The sequence below is a fragment of the Comamonas sp. 4034 genome, assembly GCF_050434545.1.
Taxonomy (GTDB): Bacteria; Pseudomonadota; Gammaproteobacteria; order Burkholderiales; family Burkholderiaceae_C; genus Comamonas; species Comamonas odontotermitis.
Map to the genome: position 1 here is coordinate 327,738 of NZ_JBNDIT010000001.1, position 17,017 is coordinate 344,754.

Here is a 17,017-nt window from a genome sequence, read left to right on the forward strand (position 1 = left end):
ATTAATTTTCAACATGTTTTATATCTGAAAATCAATAAAGCAATACGCCTACAGCTATGCTTTTTACCTAGGCAAGCAGTTCGCTACGTGCAGCGACAAACGCCTGCTGCGCACTGCGGTGCAGGGCGTGGCGGCCTTGTTCCACCTGGCACTGCCCTGCCACCCAGACGCTGGCCACCGCGCTGCTGCGGCTGCTGGCAAAGACGTGCGAATCAAGTTGCTCGGCCACCGGCAGCCCGGCGAGCGCAAAGTGCTCGCCATCGAGCACGACGCAATCGGCCTGCTGCCCCACGGCAAGGCCCGCCACGTTGCGACCTGCGGCCTGCGCGCCGCCCTGCACGGCAGCGAGCATCATGTGGCTGGCCACGTGCGGCTGCTGCACACTGGCGGCCACATTGCGCTGCTGCGACTGCAGGCGTTGGCTGTATTCGAGCACCATCAATTCTTCCGCTGCATTCACACCGATGTGGCTGTCCGATCCAATACCCCAGCGGCCCGCACCGGCTTGCCAGCGCGGCAGGTCGAAAATGCCGTCGCCCAGGTTGGCCTCGGTCAGCGGGCACAGGCCTGCCACGGCCTCGGAGGCGGCGGCAGCGGCGTATTCCGCATCGTCCATGTGCGTGGCATGCACCAGGCACCAGCGGGCGTCCACCGGCATGTGATCCAGCAGCCAGGCCACCGGGCGCTGGCCGCTCCACTGCAGGCAGGCGTTCACCTCGGCCATCTGCTCGGCGATGTGGATATGAACGGGCGCCCGTGCATTCAATGCATGCAGGCCTTGCACGGCCTCTTTCAGGGCATCGGGTGCCACGGCGCGCAGCGAGTGCGGCGCCAGGCCCAACGCGGCGCCCTGGGCAGCGCAGGCGGGTGCCAGGGCTTCGAGCAGGCGCAGCATGTTGTCGGTGCTGCGGATGAAGCGCTTCTGGCCGTCGCCGGGCGGCAAGCCGCCAAAGCCGCTGTTCTGGTAGAGCACGGGCAGCAAGGTGATGCCGATACCCGCCGTTTGCGCGGCGCGCAGCAGGGCCAGGCTCAATTCGCTGTCTGGCGCATAGGGCTGGCCGTCCGGCTGGTGGTGCAGGTAGTGAAACTCGCACACGCTGGTGTAGCCCGCCTCCAGCATTTCGATATACAGCCAGGTGGCAATGGCCTCCAGGTGCTGCGGCGACAGGCGCGCGGCAAAGCGGTACATCAGGTTGCGCCAGCTCCAGAAGCTGTCCTGCGCCTGGCCGCGAAACTCCGACAGGCCCGCAAATCCGCGCTGAAAGGCGTGCGAGTGCAGGTTGGGCATGCCCGGCAGTACCGGGCCTGCAGCCTGCATGGCACCCTGCGGCGCCTCTGCATCGGCCTGCACCAATGTGAAACGCCCTTGCGCATCCCAGCGCAGCAATACGTTCTGCGCCCAGCCGCCGGGCAGCAGCGCATGGGCGGCAAACAAACTGTTTTCTTGGTTCATGGTTCGCATGGCAGGCGCATCAGGCGCCGATTGCCACCTTGTTCAAAGCCACGGCAATCAGGATGGCGTCATCGCTTGCCGCGCTTGCCTCCACCGCCGCGCCGCTGTGCGCGGCCCAGTACACGCCATCGTGCACGCCGGCCTGCAGCGCAGCGCCACCTTGTAGCTGCCATTGGCCAGCACGCGCCAGCAGCAGACCATGGGGCGACGCCAACTGCATGCTGCCACCGTGATGAATGCTGACCACGGCGTGCGCCACGCCACGGCGCGCCATCACATTGAAGTCGTACGAAGGGCCGCCCAGCAGGTCGCAGTCCAACGCCACATCGCCCGAAAAGGCAAAGGGCTGCAGGGCCTGGCCCAGCCGGTGGTTGATGGCGCCGTCCGGCGAATGCAGGTGCACGCCGTCGCCCGACAGCAGGGTGATCACGCGATCAATCCCTGCAAAGGCCGAAAACGGCCCGCTCCTGGCAATCTGCGCGATGCTGATGCGCCACTCAAAGCTGTCGAGGCCCGCGCCCTGCGGCCAGCACACCACTTCCTGCGTGGTGCCGCCGCCGTTCTTCCATGGCGTAGCGGGCAGCGACTGGCTGCTGAAAAAATGCATGCTCATCCAGCGGCTCGCTTATTGCTTGGTCAGTACCGCCTGCAGGAAGCTGCGCGTGCGCTCCTTGGTCGGGTTGCTGAAGATGGTGTTGGGGTCGCCAGCTTCGATGATGCCGCCGCCATCCATCACCACCACCACGTCGGCCACTTCCTTGGCAAAGCCCATTTCGTGGGTCACCACCATCATGGTCATGCCTTCGGAGGCAAGCATCTTCATCACCTGCAGCACCTCGCCCACCAGCTCGGGGTCCAACGCAGACGTTGGCTCGTCGAACAGCATGACCTTGGGGCGCATGGCCAGCGCGCGGGCAATCGCCACGCGCTGCTTCTGGCCGCCCGAGAGGCTTGCCGGCATGGCGTCGGCCTTGTGGCCCAGGCCCACTTTCTTGAGCAGGTCGTGCGCCAGGGCGTCTGCGTCCTTGCGGCTCATGCCGTGCAGCTTGCGCGGGCCGAGGGTGACGTTGTCGATCACCGACAGATGCGGAAACAGGTTGAAGGACTGGAACACCATGCCCACTTCTTCGCGCAGCGCGTTCAGCTCCTTGTCGGACAGCATGCGGCCTTCGTCGACCAGCGTGCGGCCGCAGATGTCGATGCGGCCACCCTGGGGCTCTTCCAGGCCGTTGCAGCAGCGCAGAAAGGTGCTTTTTCCCGAGCCGCTGGGGCCGATGACCACCACCACCTGCTGGGGCTTCACATCAAAATCGATGCCGTTGAGCACCACGTGATCGCCATAGGCCTTGCGCAGGCCGCGAATGCGGATCATCGATTCCGGGTTGGGGGTTGCAGCACTCATTGCACCATGCCTCCAGCGCGCATGCGCTTCTCAAAATGGCGCAGCAGCAAGGTCGTCACGCCCGTCAATACAAAATAGATCACGGCAATCGCCAGGTACACCTCCAGCGAACGGTAGGAGACGCTGATGATCTTCTGGCCTTCGTGCATCACGTCATGAATAGTGAGCAGCGACACCAGAGCCGAATTCTTGATCAGCGCGATGAATTCGTTGCCGAGCGGCGGAATCATGCGCACGATGGCTTGCGGCAGAATGACCGAGGTCATGGCCTGGCCGGACGACATGCCAATGGAGCGCGCCGCCTCCATCTGGCCCTTATCGATGGACTGGATGGCGCCGCGCACCACTTCGGAAACATACGCACCCGAGTAGATGCCCAGGCCCAGCACGCCGCAGGCAAAGGCCGGCAGCATGATGCCGAACTGCGGCAGGCCAAAGAACAGGATGAACAGCTGCACCAGCAGCGGCGTGCCACGTATGGCTGCCACATAGGCCGTGCAGATGCCATAGACAATTCTGCGCTTGGGGTTCAAGCGGCCAATACCGATCAGCAGGCCCATCACACAGCCCAGCAGCAGCGCGCAGGCGGTGATCTCCACCGTCACCGCAGCGCCACGCAGCAGCTCCGGCCATCCAGCCCAGACGGGCGAAAAATCCAATTCCATAATCTATCCTGTCGTGTCGGCACAGCACGCGGCACCCGCCACGCGCTGCGGACATCACTGCTTCACATTACTTGCTGGGGAACCACTTGTTGACGATGGCCTGGTAGCCGCCATCGGCCTTGAGCTGTTCCAGCGCCTTGTTGACGGCCACGGTCAGTTCGGGCGTGTCCTTGCGGATGGCCATGCCGTATTCCTCGGTCGTGAGCTGCTCGGGCAGCACCTTCATGCCGCCACGGGTGCGGATGTACTGGAATGCGGCGGGCTTGCCGGTGACGGCGGCATCGGCGCGGCCAATGTCCACCAGATTGAACATCTCCTGGTTCTTTTCCACCTCGACGCGCTGCACCTTGGGGTAGTGCTCGGTCAGAAAGCCCACCGACTTGGTGCCCACCTGCACCGACACCTTCTTGCCGTTCAGATCAGTCAGCTTGGCAATCGGGCTGCCTTCCTTGACCATGGCAACCAGGCCGCCGGCGTAGTACGGCTGGGTGAAATCCACCACCTTCTTGCGCTCTTCGGTGATGTAGATGGCCGATACCGCCATGTCGTAGCGCTTGGCGATGAGGCCGGGCACCAGGCCCTTGAAGTCGATATCGACCCATTCCACCTTCTTGCCCATCTTGGCGGCAACGGCTTCCACCAGCTCCACGTCAAATCCGGTCTTCTTGCCGTTTTCGACAAACTCCATGGGCGGGAAGGTGGCATCGGTGGCCACGCGCAACACATTCGACTGGGCAAACGCGCCTGCGCCTGCACCCAGGGCCATGGCAAGCACAGCGGTCTTCAAAACGATACGACGGAAGTTCATGGGGAAGTCCTTTCGGGGGGAAATTGGAAAAATGGAATCAATCACTCAGCCAGAATGCGGGAAATGCGCGCCGCAGCCGCCAGGGTGGCCTGCACCAGCTGCGCCTCCTGCTGCAGCACGCGCTGGTGCGGCGCCATCAGCGTGATCGCAGCCAACGCGCGGCGGCCGCTGCCAAAAATCGGTGTGCTGCAGCCCCATACACCGGCATCGACTTCGCCGACGGTGGTGATGTAGCCGCGCTCGCGCAGCGCAGCCAGCTCGGCAGCCGCCTCGTTGTACGCCGCCGTGTCGCGGCCATGGTGCTGGCTGAGCAATGCGTCGCGCTGCACGGCGGGCAGGTAGGCCAGCACGCATTTGGCCGAAGCGCCCACCCGCAGGGGCACGCTGCTGCCCTTGACGAAAGAGCAGCGCAGCGACTGCGGGCTCTCCACCATGTCCAGACACACGGCCTGGCCATTGGCGGCGACCAGCAGGCCTGCGCTTTCGCGGGTCTGCTCGGTCAGCTGCACCAGAATAGGCCGTGCCACCTGCACCAGGTGCGAGCCATCATCAAAACCACGGGCCAGCTGCAAACCCAGCGGCCCGGGCGCGTAGCTGCCACCATGCTCGACCACAAAGCCAAAGCGCTTGAGCCGCGCCAGTTGCCGGTACAGGCTGCTGCGCGGCAGGCCGGTGCGCTGCATCAGGTCTGCCGCAGACAACGCGCAGTCTGCACAGGCCAGCACTGCCAGCACCTGCAGCACACGGTCGGCAGCCGAAATCTCGGCAGCCGGTGCAGCAGGGTCTTGGGCAGTCGCAAAGCGCTCGGGGGCATTCATTCTTTAATTCCCATATCTTGGGATCGAAAAATCACAACCTGAAACAGGTTTCATGCCGGAATTTTCATTTCTCCCTCTGTAGAGACTCTTAGTAAAAACCCTTGATTGCGTCAGAATGCAAATTACATATCCCGTTTAATGGGAATTTAAATTGTAAAACTGGGATGGATCTGCGGATTCACGCTGCCCATGAGCGGTCTCAACCGGCACGGCTGATGGCACAGTCCTGCAGCCTGCCGCAGAAGATGAAAGCAAGGATGATGCCGCGTGCACGGCGGTGTACCGATGCGCACCAGGAGGCGCCAGAGGGCGCCCATGAAGTGAGCTTGCCGATCGGCTAGAGGGAGGCGCCCGCCAGGGCCTTGCCCTGCTCCACGCTCATCTCACGCGGCAGGGCGACACCGTTCTTGACGGCCAGTATCTCGGCCATGATGCTGACGGCGATCTCCGCCGGGGTCTTGCTGCCGATGTACAAGCCCACCGGGCCGTGCAGGCGCGCCAGGCTCGCCTCGGTCTCCCCGAAATGGGTTTTGAGCCGGTCCTTGCGACTGTCGGTATTGCGGCGCGACCCAATGGCACCCACATAGAACGCCGGGCTGCGCAGGGCTTCAAGCAGGGCGAGGTCATCGAGCTTGGGGTCGTGGCTCAGGGCCACGATACAGCTGCGCGGGTCAGGGGCAAAGGCCAGCACCGCGTCGTCGGGCATGTCGTGCCACAGCCGCACGCCGGGCAAGCTGAGCGCGCCCCAGTACTCTTCGCGCGGGTCGCACACCGTCACGGCAAAACCGGAAAACTGCGCCATCGTGGCCAGATACTGCGCCATGGCGCCTGCCCCGATCAGCAACATGCGCCAGGCAGGGCCCAGCACATTGCGCATGGTGTCGCCGTCCCACTGCAGGTCGATGGCCTGGAGGGCAGGCGCCAGCGAAGTAACACCCGTGCGGCCATCGACAATCCGCTCCACCAGCAGGCCGCGCGAGAGGCGCTCCACCAGATCGCACAGCACCGGCAAGGGGGGTGCAAACTCCAGCAGCAACTCCAGGGTGCCGCCGCACGGCAGCCCGAAGCGATGCGCCTCATCGGCTGTGACCCCGTAGCGCACCAGCTGGGTGGGCTGGCCACCCACGGCCGCGGCGCGCTGCGGCCCCGAAAAGCGCTGGATCAGGTCGTCCTCAATGCAACCACCCGATACCGAGCCGACCGCCTGGCCATCGCCGCGCAAGGCCATCATGGCCCCTTCCGGCCTGGGCGACGAGCCCCAGGTGCGTACCACCGTGGCCAGCAGCGCCGGGTGGTCGGCTTCGAGCCAGTCCTTCAGGGTTCGCAGCACCAGGGCGTCCATGTCTTCCATCGCAGCTCCTCACATCCTCATTCCATGGCAGCTGACGCCGCCGCAAGGCGCGCCAGCCGCTGCAGATCTTCGAGCGTATCCACATCGCTCACCACGCCAGCATCCAGCACCGGCGCATCCTGCACCTGCCGCGCCGCGCGCAGGGCCTGCACCACACTGGCAGCCCCCTGCTCGCCGCTGAGCTGGCTCAGCGCCGGGTAGCAAAGGGCATCAAACACCACCGGATGGCCTCGCTGGCCGTCGTAATGGGGCACCACGCAGCGAATGCCCCGAGGTCTTGCATCCTGCAATTGCTGCGCCAGAGACACCAGGGTAGCGGCCTGCACCAGAGGCAGATCACCCGGCAGCACCAGCCAGGCACTGGCCTGCGGCGTGGCGCGCACCCCGGCTGCAATGGAGTCGCCCATACCGGTGCCCGCTGGCATGGCATCCACCACATGCCAGGGCAGACCGCTGGCCTGCACGGCAGCCAATACGTGGTCCAGCACGGCGCGCCCCTTGAGCTGTGCCTGCAGTTTGCTGCCGCTGCCACCCGATTGCACAAAACGACGCCCCTGCCCGGCTGCAAGCACGACGACAACGGCGTCTTCAAAGCGTTGATCGGAAGAAGGTGCGGCGGCAGGCATGTTCGTGAGCATCATTCGCCGCCGCTGCCGTCCATGTAGGACAGCAGGCCGTGATGCGCGCGAGACGTTGACGCGCCGGGCGTTTCTACGCAAATTCATGTGGCGCTTCCCTCCCCCCCACGATCCAAAACAGACAAGACCCCCATGGCGACACTATCCATCAACGGTACGCAGCAAACCGTGCAAGCTGCGGACGACACCCCACTGCTGTGGGTGCTGCGCGACGAACTGGGCATGACCGGCACCAAATTTGGCTGCGGCATGGCGATGTGCGGTGCCTGCACCGTGCATGTCGACGGCCAGCCGACCCGCTCGTGCGTCACCCCCATCTCTGCGCTGCAGGGCGTGCAGGTGGCAACGATCGAACACCAGGAGGCCGATGCCATCGGCCGCGCGGTACAGGCCGCCTGGGTGGAACTGAGCGTGGCCCAGTGCGGTTATTGCCAGGCCGGGCAGATCATGTCGGCCATCGGCCTGCTCAAGAGCAACAAGAGCCCGTCGGACCAGGAGATCAGCGATGCGATGAGCGGCAACCTCTGCCGCTGCGGCGCTTATCTGCGCATCCATGCCGCCATCCAGCTGGCGGCCAAGAATCTGGCCAAGGCAGGGACGGGAGCGCCATCATGAATGCACGCGACAAGAACCTCAATGGCCTCTCGCGCCGCCAGCTGCTGCAGGCTGGCGTTGCCGGGCTGACCCTGGCAGTCACCGCGCAAGGCAAGGTGTGGGCCGCCACACCGGCAGAAGCCAAGAAATACGGAGCCGATTCCATGCCTGGCGGCACGGTGGACGATCCGCTGGTCTTCGTCTCCATCGCGGACAGCGGAGTCGTCACCATCATCGCCCACCGCGTGGAAATGGGCACCGGCGTGCGCACCAGCCTTCCGATGGTCGTGGCCGACGAGATGGAAGCCAAGTGGGACATGGTGCAGGTGCAGCAGGCCGAAGCCAACGAAGCCCGCTATGGAAACCAGAACGTGGACGGCTCGCGCAGCATGCGCCACTTTTTCATGCCCATGCGCCGCGTGGGCGCCGCCGCACGCCAGATGCTGGAAGCGGCCGCTGCCGCCCAGTGGGGCGTGCCGGTGGCACAGGTGAAGGCCGTGCAGCACGAGGTGGTGCACAGCGCCAGCGGCAGGCGCCTGGGATACGGAGCGCTCGCACAGGCGGCAGCCAAGCTGGCGGTGCCACCCGAGAGCCAGCGCCGCCTCAAGAAGGAATCGGAGTTCCGCTACATCGGCAAGAGCCAGGTGCGCATGGTGGATCTGGAAGCCATCGGCAAGGGCCAGGCCAAATACGGCATGGACCAGCACATGCCGGGCATGGTGTACGCCGTGGTGGCGCGCCCTGGGGTGCTGGGCGTCAAGCTGCGCAGCTTCAATGGCGACAAGGCCATGCAGGTGCCGGGTGTTCTCAAGCTGGTCGAGATACCCATGTACCAGGGCGCCCCTGCGTTCAGCCCCCTGGGCGGGGTTGCCGTGGTGGCCCGCAATACCTGGGCGGCCATGCAGGGCCGCAAGGCGCTGGAGCTGACCTGGGAAGACAGCCCGCACACCCAGTATGACTCGGCCAGCTACCGCCAGACCCTGGAGAAGGCGGCCCGCGCGCCCGGTAAATCGGTGCGCAACGAAGGCGATGTGGCCGCCGTGTGGGACAAGGCCAAACCAGCGCAGCGCATCACCGCCGAGTACTACATCCCCACGCTGGCGCATGCGTCCATGGAACCCCCCGTGGCCACCGCCCTGGTCAAGGATGGCCAGTGCGAGATCTGGACATCCAGCCAGGACCCGCAGACCGCGCTGAACTACGTGGCCAAGGCCCTGGGCCTGTCGCCCGAGAAAGTGAAGGTCCAATGCGGGCTGCTGGGTGGCGGGTTTGGCCGCAAATCCAAGTGCGACTATGTGGTGGAAGCCGCGCTGGTGGCCAAGGCCATGCCCGGCACGCCGGTGAAGCTGGTATGGACGCGCGAGGACGACATCCAGCACGACTACTACCACGCCGTAGCGGTGGAGCACCTGGAAGCGGCCATCGGCAAGAAAGGCCTGCCGGACAGCTGGCTGCACCGCACGGTCTCGCCCACCATCAGCTCCCTGTTCGACCCCAATGCGCAAGGCGAAAGCCCGATGGAGTTGGGCATGGGCGCCATCAACATGCCCTACCGGATACCGAATGTGCGCATTGAAACGGGCAATGTGCCCGCCCACTCGCGCATCGGCTGGTTCCGCTCGGTCTACAACATTCCGCATGCGTTCGCCACCCAGTGCTTCATTGCCGAGCTGGCCCACCATGCAGGCAAGGACCACAAGCAGTACGCGCTGGACCTGATCGGCCCGGCCAGAAAGCTGAATCCGGAAAAGGCCTTGGCCGACGCCTGGAACTACAGCGAAGACCCCGAACGCTACCCCTACGACACCGGGCGCCTGCGCGATGTGATCGAAGCGGCCACACGCGGCGCTGGCTGGGGGCGCAAGCGGCCCAAGGGGCGCGGCCTGGGGCTGGCGTTTTCCTACAGCTTTGTGACCTATGCGGCCACCGTGGTCGAGGTAGAGGTGGATGACAAAGGCCAGGTCAAGGTGCTGGCCGTGGACATGGCGCTCGACTGCGGCCCGCAAGTCAACCCCGAACGCATCCGCTCACAGATGGAAGGCTCGGCCGTCATGGGCATCGGCATTGCGTTGATGAGCGAGATCAGCTTTGACAAGGGCCAATGCAGGCAAAGCAACTTCCACGACTACGAAGTGCTGCGCCACAACGCATCGCCGCCGGTCATCCGCACCCACCTGGTCAACAACCACCTGCTCACGCCCCCCGGCGGGGTGGGCGAGCCGCCGTTGCCCCCTGTGGCGCCTGCCGTGTGCAACGCCATCTTTGCGGCAACCGGCGTGCGCGTGCGGGATCTGCCGGTGCGGCAAGTCAAGCGCAGCTGAGCGCCGAGCGCCTCGTTTACCGCGTTTACAGCGCGGCGAGGTAGGCCAGCGCCGCCAGGGGCGCGGTCTCGGCGCGCAGCACCCGCGCGCCCAGGGTGACCGGGGCAAAGCCGTGGGTACGGGCCAACGCTTCTTCGGCGGGGCTCAGGCCCCCCTCGGGGCCGGAGAGGAACACCACTGGCTGCGTTGCCGCGCGTGCCTGCAAGGCCACGGGCAGCGGCTGTGTGCCCTCGGCCAGCGACAGCACCAGACGCTGGGCACCCGCCAGCGCATCTGCCCGGCTCCACTGCGCCAGATCGACCGGCGCATGGATGACCGGCACCTGGTTGCGACCGCACTGCTCACAGGCGCTGGCCGCAATGGCCTGCCAGCGCTCCTGGCGCTTCGTCGCCCGGTCGCCCTTGAGGCGCATCACGGAACGCTCTGCCTCGAGTGGCGTGATGCTGGCCACACCCAGCTCGGTGGCCTTTTCCACCAGCCACTCCATGCGCTCGCCTGCCGTGATACCGGCCAGCAGATGCACCGCCACAGCGGCCTCGCGCTCGACGGCGGCATGGCTGTCGATGCGTACGGTGACATGGTTGCGGCCCATCTGCATGATGGTGGCCGCATATTCACCCGCAGGCACCCCCGCCGTGCCATTGAACAGGGTAATGCCGTCGCCCGGCTGCATGCGAAACACCTGCACATGGCGCGCAGCCTCGGCGGGGAGATCCAGCTCGGCGCCAGTGCGCAGTTCCACAGGGCAATAAAAACGGGGCATGTTTCAGGCCAGAAATACTATAGTTTTAATAGCTACTGGCGCTTGATGGTCGGGCGCCAGATTTCGATTTCTCATTAGTTGCTGCCGCGCATCAGCCGCGACCGATCACCCAACCGCCCTGCTCCTCGATGCCTTCGATCTCCTGCACCAGGCGCAGCAGGGGTTTGAGTTCGCGGTAACGCGCAGCCGTGGCGCAGATGTACTGGATGAAGCGCGGCGTGTCAGCCAGGTACCGGGGCTTGCCATCGCGCAAGGTCAGGCGGGCAAAGATGCCTGCCACTTTCAGATGGCGCTGAATGCCCATCCACTCCACCGCACGGTAGAAATCGCCAAAATCCTCGCCAAAGCCGCTGGCGCTCTGGGCGCCCAGCAGGCCGGCCTTGCGGGCCTTTTCCCAGTAGCGGATGGTGATGTCGATGACGAAATCCTCGTCCCAGCTGATGAAGGCATCGCGCAGCAGGCTGGCAATGTCATAGGTGATGGGGCCATGAAGTGCGTCCTGGAAATCCAGCACGCCCAGGGCGCCGACCGGCTGGGCTGACACGGCCGCATCCCACGGCACCATCAGGTTGCGCATCATGAAGTCGCGGTGCACGAACACGCGCGGCACCGACAGGTTCTGTGCCACGATGGCGTCAAACGCGCCCTGCAGCACGGCCTGCTGCTTGTCGTTCAGCACCACGCCCCGGTGCTTGGCGATGTACCAGTCGGGAAACAGCTGCAGTTCGCGGCGCAGCACGGCTTCGTCGTACGGGGGCAGCACGCCTTCTTGCGATGCCTTCTGCCAGTCCACCAGAATATCGACGGCCTGCATATACCAGGCGTGGGCGGCATTGGGGTCCGCAGGGTTGAGCTTTTCAATCACCGTCTGCGTGCCCAGGTCCGACAGCAGCAGGAAGCCGTTGGCAGCATCCCAATCCAGGATCTGGGGCGCATTCAAGCCCGCCTGCGCCAGCAGGGCCTGCACCTTCACGAAAGGCTCGCTGTTTTCCTTGTCGGGCGGCGCGTCCATGATGATGCGTGTTCCACCTTGACTGTCATCAACTCTCAGGTAGCGGCGAAAGCTGGCGTCGGCAGAAGCCAGGCGCACGCTGGCTGGCAAGAGGCCATGCTTGTCCGCCACGGCCTGCAGCCACCCCGCAAACAGGGCTTCGCGGACAGGATCGGCCCAGGCGACAGCCGTAACGACCGGTAAAGATTGCGCGGCAGTGTCAGATGGAGCAGGCGCTGCAGAATTTGCAGCAATAAGGTCAGACATGGGGGAAATAGAATGGCTCATGGATAATGCAGATTCTACAAAGCCCCGCCGCCCCGACGGGGCGCAGACCCGCCTGCATGCGCTGCATGATGTACAGGCCAGTGGCAATTTCCCATGGATATTCACGTTTTGACCGATGTGGCACCCCGCTCATCCCGCCCTGCACGCCGCGCAGCCGGCGGTGCGCAGCGCATGGCAGCGGCATCCACACGCTTTTCCACCACGGCCATCGCCAGCCTGTGCATGGCCATGCTGTGGACGGCCCCGGCCATAGGCCAGACCGCGCCCGCAGCAGCCACTGACGATGCGGGCCTGGTGTTGCGCAGCAGCCCCCGCCTGCAAGAAGCCCTGGGCTCCAACCAGCGCGGTCAGATGCCGGTGTTCATAGAGGGCGACGATCTGACCGGGCAGACCGCCGATATGACCACCGTCACCGGAAATGCCATGCTGCGCCGCGCTGACACCATGATCCGCGCCGACCGCCTGCGCTACTACGAACCCACCGACACGGCCTATGCCGACGGCAACGTACACATCAACCGCGCAGGCAGCGTATTCGATGGCACCGAGTTGCAACTGCAGCTCGATTCTTTCGAGGGCTACTTCAAGGACGCCAACTACCGCCTGCTCCAGAACAACGCCTATGGCGTGGCCTCGCAGGTGGATTTCATCGACCGCGACCGCTCGGTGGTGCACCAGGGCACCTACACCACCTGCCAGCGCAATGATGAAGCTACCTGGACGCCGGACTGGATGATCCGCGCCGACAAGATCAGCATCGACACCCTCGAAGAAGTGGGCGTGGCCGAAAACGCCGTGCTTGAGTTCAAGGGCATACCGATCCTTCCCGTGCCGCGCATGAGCTTTCCGCTGTCGGAAAAGCGCAAGTCTGGCCTGCTGCCGCCCACCATGTCCCTGGACAGCGACAGCGGCTTCACCTATTCGCAGCCCTATTACTGGAACATCGCCCCCAACCGCGACGCTACCATCACGCCGACGGTCATGCTCAAGCGCGGCGCGGCGCTGGCCGGTGAGTTCCGCTACCTGGAGCCGACCTACAGAGGCACCTTGGCCGGTCTGTACATGCCCGGCGACAAGCTACGCGACCGGGACCGCTGGTCGTGGCTGTGGCAGCACACCAGCAGCCTCGATTCGCCCATCGGCGGCCTGGGCCTGAACATCAACCTCAAGCGCGTCAGCGACTCGGACTACTGGCACGATTTCCAGAGCAATGGCTACAAGCTCAACGAGCGCCTGCTCAACAGCGAAGCCTCGGTCAGCTGGTCGCGCGACGACCACAGCCTGCTGCTGCGTGCGCAGAAGTGGCAGACGCTGCAGGATCCGCTCTCGCCGATCGTGCCGCCGTATGACCGCATGCCGCAGTTGCAGTACCGCTACACCCCGCAGAACCTGCCGTTCGGTCTGGAAGCCACCATCGAAGCCGATGCAACCCGTTTCCGCGCCGACGAAAACCTGCTGCGCCAGCCCAATGCCGACCGCGGCTACGTGCAGGCCGAAATCAGCCGCCCCTTCGTGGCACCCCAGGGCTTCATCACGCCCAAGCTGATGCTCAACTCGCGCCACTACGGTTTCGACAACTCGCTCTACAGCACCGTGAGCAGCAAGAGCCTGACGATTCCCACCGTCAGCCTCGACAGCGGCCTGGTGTTCGAGCGCAATACGCAGCTGTTTGGCCGCAACCTGATCCAGACGCTGGAGCCCCGCGCCTTCTACACCTACACGCCCTACCGCGACCAGAGCATGGTGCCGGTGTACGACACGGCGCCGTACGACTTCAGCTTTGCCACCATCTTCAGCTCCAATTCGTTCAGCGGCTACGACCGCATTGCCGACAACAACATGCTGACCGTGGGTGCCACCACCCGCTTTCTGGACGCCGATACCGGCGCAGAAGCCGCGCGCTTCGGCATTGCCCAGCGCCTGCGCTTTTCCGACCAGAAGGTTGTCATGCCCGGCGCCAGCCCGGCAAACGAGCGCTGGTCGGACATCATGCTGGGCGCCGGCATCAACTGGACGCCGAAATGGGGCTTTGACACCACCGTGCAGTTCAACCCGGATGATGGCCGCTCGGTGCGCTCCACGATGTCTGCCCGCTACAAGCCAGGCGATTACAAGACCCTGGCCGTGGCCTACCGCTTCCAGGCACAGACCAGCGAGCAGTGGGACGTTGGCTGGCAGTGGCCGGTCGACCAGATCTTCAGCGACGGCGGCAAAAAAGCCAAGGGCGAAGGCCGCTGGTACACTGTCGGCCGCCTGAACTACAGCATGCGCGACAAGAAGCTGGTGGATTCGGTCATCGGCCTGGAATACGCCGGTTGCTGCTGGAGCAGCCGTGTCGTGCTGCAGCGCCTGCAGAATTCGCTGGTGCAAGCCAACACCAAGCTGCTGTTCCAGATCGAGTTCACCGGCTTGACCCGTCTCACCCTGGGTTCCGACCCGCTGGTCAGCATGCGCGACAACGTGCCCGGCTACCAAATGCTGCCCACCGGCAAGGGAGCAGCCGTTCCCAGCCGCTTCAGCAATTACGATTGATGCATTCGAACATGAAACAACGCATTCTTACCTGGAGCGCAGCCTGCAGCCTGGCGCTGCTGGCCACGGCAACCTCGGCACAGGGGTTCAAGCAGGCCAATGACAAGGGAGCGGGCGGCATGCGCCTCAAGGAAACAGCAGGCGCCAGCGCGCCGGCAAGCTCCCGCAGCACGCAACTGACGCCCCGCTCGGCGGACTTCATCGTCGCCGTCGTCAATTCCGAGCCCATCACCAACGTCGAAGTGCAGCAGCAGTACGACCGCATGGTGGCGCAGGCCGACAGCAGCAACGCGCTCTCTCCTTCCGCCATGCGCCGCCAGGCCCTGGAAATGCTGATCGCGCAGAAGATCCAGCTGCAGATGGCTGCCGAGCGCAACATCTCGGTGGACAGCTTCGCCATCCAGCAGGCCGAGGAAAACGTCGCCCGCCAGAACAGCCTGACCATGCCGCAACTGCAAGAACGCCTGCAGCGCGAAGGCATCGCACCCGCCCAGTTCCGCGCCGATCTGAAGAAGCAGTTGACGATCCAGAAACTGCGCGAAGTGGAAGTTGACGCCAAGGTCAAGGTCAACGACCTGGAAGTGGACCAGTACCTGCGCGAACAGAAGGCCAAGGCCGGTGTGGCCGATTCGGCGGTGCAACTGAACCTGGGCCACATCCTGGTGGCGGTGCCGGAAAACGCCAGCCCCGATGAAGTGCAGAAGCTCCAGGCCAAAGCCCAGGCTGCAGTGGACAAGATTCGCGGCGGCGAAAGCTTTGACAGCGCCGTGCGCGAATTCTCGGACGTACCCGACGGCAAGGGCGGCGGCGCCATGGGCCTGCGCCCTGCCGACCGCTACCCCGAGCTGTTCGTCAACGCCACCAAGTCCACGGCTGTTGGCGGCATTGCCGGGCCGATACGCTCGCCTGCAGGTTTTCACGTGCTCAAGGTGCTGGAGAAGAACACTGGCGAAGTACCCGCCATCGTCACCCAGAGCCATGTCCGCCACATCCTGCTGCGCCCCGGCCCCAAGCTGACCGAAGCGCAGGCGGTGGAGCGCCTTGAAGACTATCGCCGCCGTGTGATGGACCGCCAGGACACGTTTGAAGAGTTGGCGCGCCGCTACTCGGAAGACGGCAGCGCCAAGAGCGGCGGCGACCTGGGCTGGACCAACCCGCACCAGTTCGTGCCCGAGTTCGAAGAAGCCATGAATGCCTTGCAGCCCGGCGATATCAGCCAGCCCATCGCTTCGCGCTTCGGCATCCACCTGATCCAGCTGGAAGGCCGCCGCGAAGCCAAGCTGAACCAGCGCGAGCAGCGCGACCTGGTGCGCAACATCGTGCGCGAGAAAAAGCTGGAGCAATCCTTCAACACCTGGGCGCAGGAAGCGCGTGCCCGCGCCTATGTGGAATACCGCGATCCGCCACAGTAACCAACCTGGATGACCCTGCCTGCTGCTGTGGCAGTGCGGCGGTGTCATCATCGATAAAGGCCGCAGGTCTTCCCTTATTTTTCAGGCGGTGCTTTGGCACCGCTTTGTCATTGCATGAAACACATTCCCCGCAAACGCTTTGGCCAGAACTTCCTGACCGACGGCGGCATCATCGACTCCATCGTCCAGGCCATCCACCCGCAGCCCGGCCAGCCCATGGTCGAGATCGGCCCTGGCCTCATGGCGCTCACCCAGCCCCTCGTCGAGCGCCTGGGCAAGCTCACCGTGATCGAGCTGGACCGCGATCTGGCCGTGCGTCTGCGCCTGCGGCCCGAGCTCGATGTCGTCGAATCCGACGTGCTCAAGGTAGACTTTCGCGCCATCGCCCAGCACCTGGGCGTGCCCAAGCTGCGCGTGGTTGGCAACCTGCCCTACAACATCTCCAGCCCCATCCTGTTTCACCTGCTCGAACAGGTGGATGTGGTGCAGGACCAGCACTTCATGCTGCAAAAAGAGGTGATCGACCGCATGGTGGCCCGGCCCGCCACCTCCGACTACGGGCGCCTCACCGTGATGCTCCAATGGCGTTACGCCATGGAGAACGTGCTGTTTGTGCCGCCAGAGAGCTTTGACCCGCCCCCCAAGGTGGACAGTGCCGTGGTGCGCATGGTGCCGCGCGAGCAGCCTGCGCAGCTCAACCCCAAGGTGCTCGAAGAGATGGTGCAGGTCGCCTTCAGCCAGCGGCGCAAGATTCTGCGCAACACCCTGGGCAAATGGCTGGAGCAAAAAGGCTTTGCTGGCGATTTCGACCTGCAGCGCCGTGCCGAAGAAGTACCCGTGGCCGAGTACGAAGCGCTGGCGACCCATTTCTCGTGATTGAAAATGGATAGCAAAATGCGCTTGCCAGCTGTACGCTGGCAGCGTATTTCTCCCAAATAAAAACGCCCGGCTTAGCCGGGCGTTCTTGCAGGTGTAATCGTA

15 protein-coding genes are annotated in these 17,017 nt (G+C 64.5%); 5 read left to right on the plus strand and 10 right to left on the minus strand.

Features of this window, described 5'->3' with window-relative positions; genetic code table 11:
• Nucleotides 1–67: 67 nt before the first annotated feature.
• From ABIE32_RS01465 to ABIE32_RS01500, 8 genes are all read right to left on the minus strand, one after another.
• On the minus strand, nucleotides 68–1,453 hold the full coding sequence (locus tag ABIE32_RS01465) for a formimidoylglutamate deiminase (RefSeq protein WP_377779669.1): 1,386 nt from the start codon (nucleotides 1,451–1,453) through the stop codon (nucleotides 68–70).
• Between the two features lie 19 nt (nucleotides 1,454–1,472).
• Entirely contained in the window at nucleotides 1,473–2,060 is a 588-nt protein-coding gene (locus tag ABIE32_RS01470; protein WP_429013616.1) for a HutD/Ves family protein, read from the minus strand.
• A gap of 18 nt (nucleotides 2,061–2,078) precedes the next feature.
• Nucleotides 2,079–2,855: an amino acid ABC transporter ATP-binding protein gene (locus tag ABIE32_RS01475; protein WP_317986723.1), complete on the minus strand. Its 777-nt coding sequence runs from the start codon at nucleotides 2,853–2,855 to the stop codon at nucleotides 2,079–2,081.
• Complete coding sequence (locus tag ABIE32_RS01480; protein WP_224150782.1) at nucleotides 2,852–3,520, minus strand: amino acid ABC transporter permease; 669 nt, start codon at nucleotides 3,518–3,520, stop codon at nucleotides 2,852–2,854. The genes ABIE32_RS01475 and ABIE32_RS01480 overlap by 4 nt, the downstream gene beginning before the upstream one ends.
• Before the next feature lie 67 nt (nucleotides 3,521–3,587).
• Nucleotides 3,588–4,328, minus strand: a complete 741-nt coding sequence (locus tag ABIE32_RS01485; protein WP_224150783.1) for a transporter substrate-binding domain-containing protein — start codon at nucleotides 4,326–4,328, stop codon at nucleotides 3,588–3,590.
• A 41-nt stretch (nucleotides 4,329–4,369) separates the two neighbouring features.
• Nucleotides 4,370–5,146, minus strand: a complete 777-nt coding sequence (locus ABIE32_RS01490) for an IclR family transcriptional regulator (protein WP_429013156.1) — start codon at nucleotides 5,144–5,146, stop codon at nucleotides 4,370–4,372.
• A gap of 337 nt (nucleotides 5,147–5,483) precedes the next feature.
• On the minus strand, nucleotides 5,484–6,497 hold the full coding sequence (locus tag ABIE32_RS01495) for an XdhC family protein (protein WP_429013159.1): 1,014 nt from the start codon (nucleotides 6,495–6,497) through the stop codon (nucleotides 5,484–5,486).
• 17 nt (nucleotides 6,498–6,514) lie between these two features.
• On the minus strand, nucleotides 6,515–7,123 hold the full coding sequence (locus ABIE32_RS01500) for a nucleotidyltransferase family protein (protein WP_429013162.1): 609 nt from the start codon (nucleotides 7,121–7,123) through the stop codon (nucleotides 6,515–6,517).
• Nucleotides 7,124–7,267: 144 nt separating this feature from the next.
• Between ABIE32_RS01500 and ABIE32_RS01505 the strand changes: the two genes are divergently transcribed.
• Nucleotides 7,268–7,750: a (2Fe-2S)-binding protein gene (locus tag ABIE32_RS01505; RefSeq protein WP_429013164.1), complete on the plus strand. Its 483-nt coding sequence runs from the start codon at nucleotides 7,268–7,270 to the stop codon at nucleotides 7,748–7,750.
• Complete coding sequence (locus tag ABIE32_RS01510; RefSeq protein WP_429013167.1) at nucleotides 7,747–10,050, plus strand: molybdopterin cofactor-binding domain-containing protein; 2,304 nt, start codon at nucleotides 7,747–7,749, stop codon at nucleotides 10,048–10,050. The genes ABIE32_RS01505 and ABIE32_RS01510 overlap by 4 nt, the downstream gene beginning before the upstream one ends.
• A 25-nt stretch (nucleotides 10,051–10,075) precedes the next feature.
• Here ABIE32_RS01510 and ABIE32_RS01515 read toward each other — a convergent pair whose 3' ends face one another.
• Nucleotides 10,076–10,813 (minus strand): 16S rRNA (uracil(1498)-N(3))-methyltransferase, encoded by a 738-nt coding sequence (locus tag ABIE32_RS01515; RefSeq protein ID WP_377779673.1) that lies wholly within the window; start codon nucleotides 10,811–10,813, stop codon nucleotides 10,076–10,078.
• A gap of 91 nt (nucleotides 10,814–10,904) precedes the next feature.
• Nucleotides 10,905–12,071 carry an aminoglycoside phosphotransferase family protein gene (locus ABIE32_RS01520; protein ID WP_377779674.1) on the minus strand — a complete coding sequence of 389 codons (1,167 nt, stop codon included), beginning with the start codon at nucleotides 12,069–12,071 and terminating at the stop codon, nucleotides 10,905–10,907.
• Between the two features lie 114 nt (nucleotides 12,072–12,185).
• Between ABIE32_RS01520 and ABIE32_RS01525 the strand changes: the two genes are divergently transcribed.
• From ABIE32_RS01525 to rsmA, 3 genes are all read left to right on the plus strand, one after another.
• Nucleotides 12,186–14,624 (plus strand): LPS-assembly protein LptD, encoded by a 2,439-nt coding sequence (locus tag ABIE32_RS01525; RefSeq protein ID WP_429013170.1) that lies wholly within the window; start codon nucleotides 12,186–12,188, stop codon nucleotides 14,622–14,624.
• An 11-nt stretch (nucleotides 14,625–14,635) separates the two neighbouring features.
• Nucleotides 14,636–16,036 (plus strand): peptidylprolyl isomerase, encoded by a 1,401-nt coding sequence (locus ABIE32_RS01530; RefSeq protein ID WP_224150792.1) that lies wholly within the window; start codon nucleotides 14,636–14,638, stop codon nucleotides 16,034–16,036.
• A 114-nt stretch (nucleotides 16,037–16,150) separates the two neighbouring features.
• Complete coding sequence (rsmA, locus tag ABIE32_RS01535; protein ID WP_429013173.1) at nucleotides 16,151–16,912, plus strand: 16S rRNA (adenine(1518)-N(6)/adenine(1519)-N(6))-dimethyltransferase RsmA; 762 nt, start codon at nucleotides 16,151–16,153, stop codon at nucleotides 16,910–16,912.
• The last annotated feature ends 105 nt before the right edge of the window (nucleotides 16,913–17,017 follow it).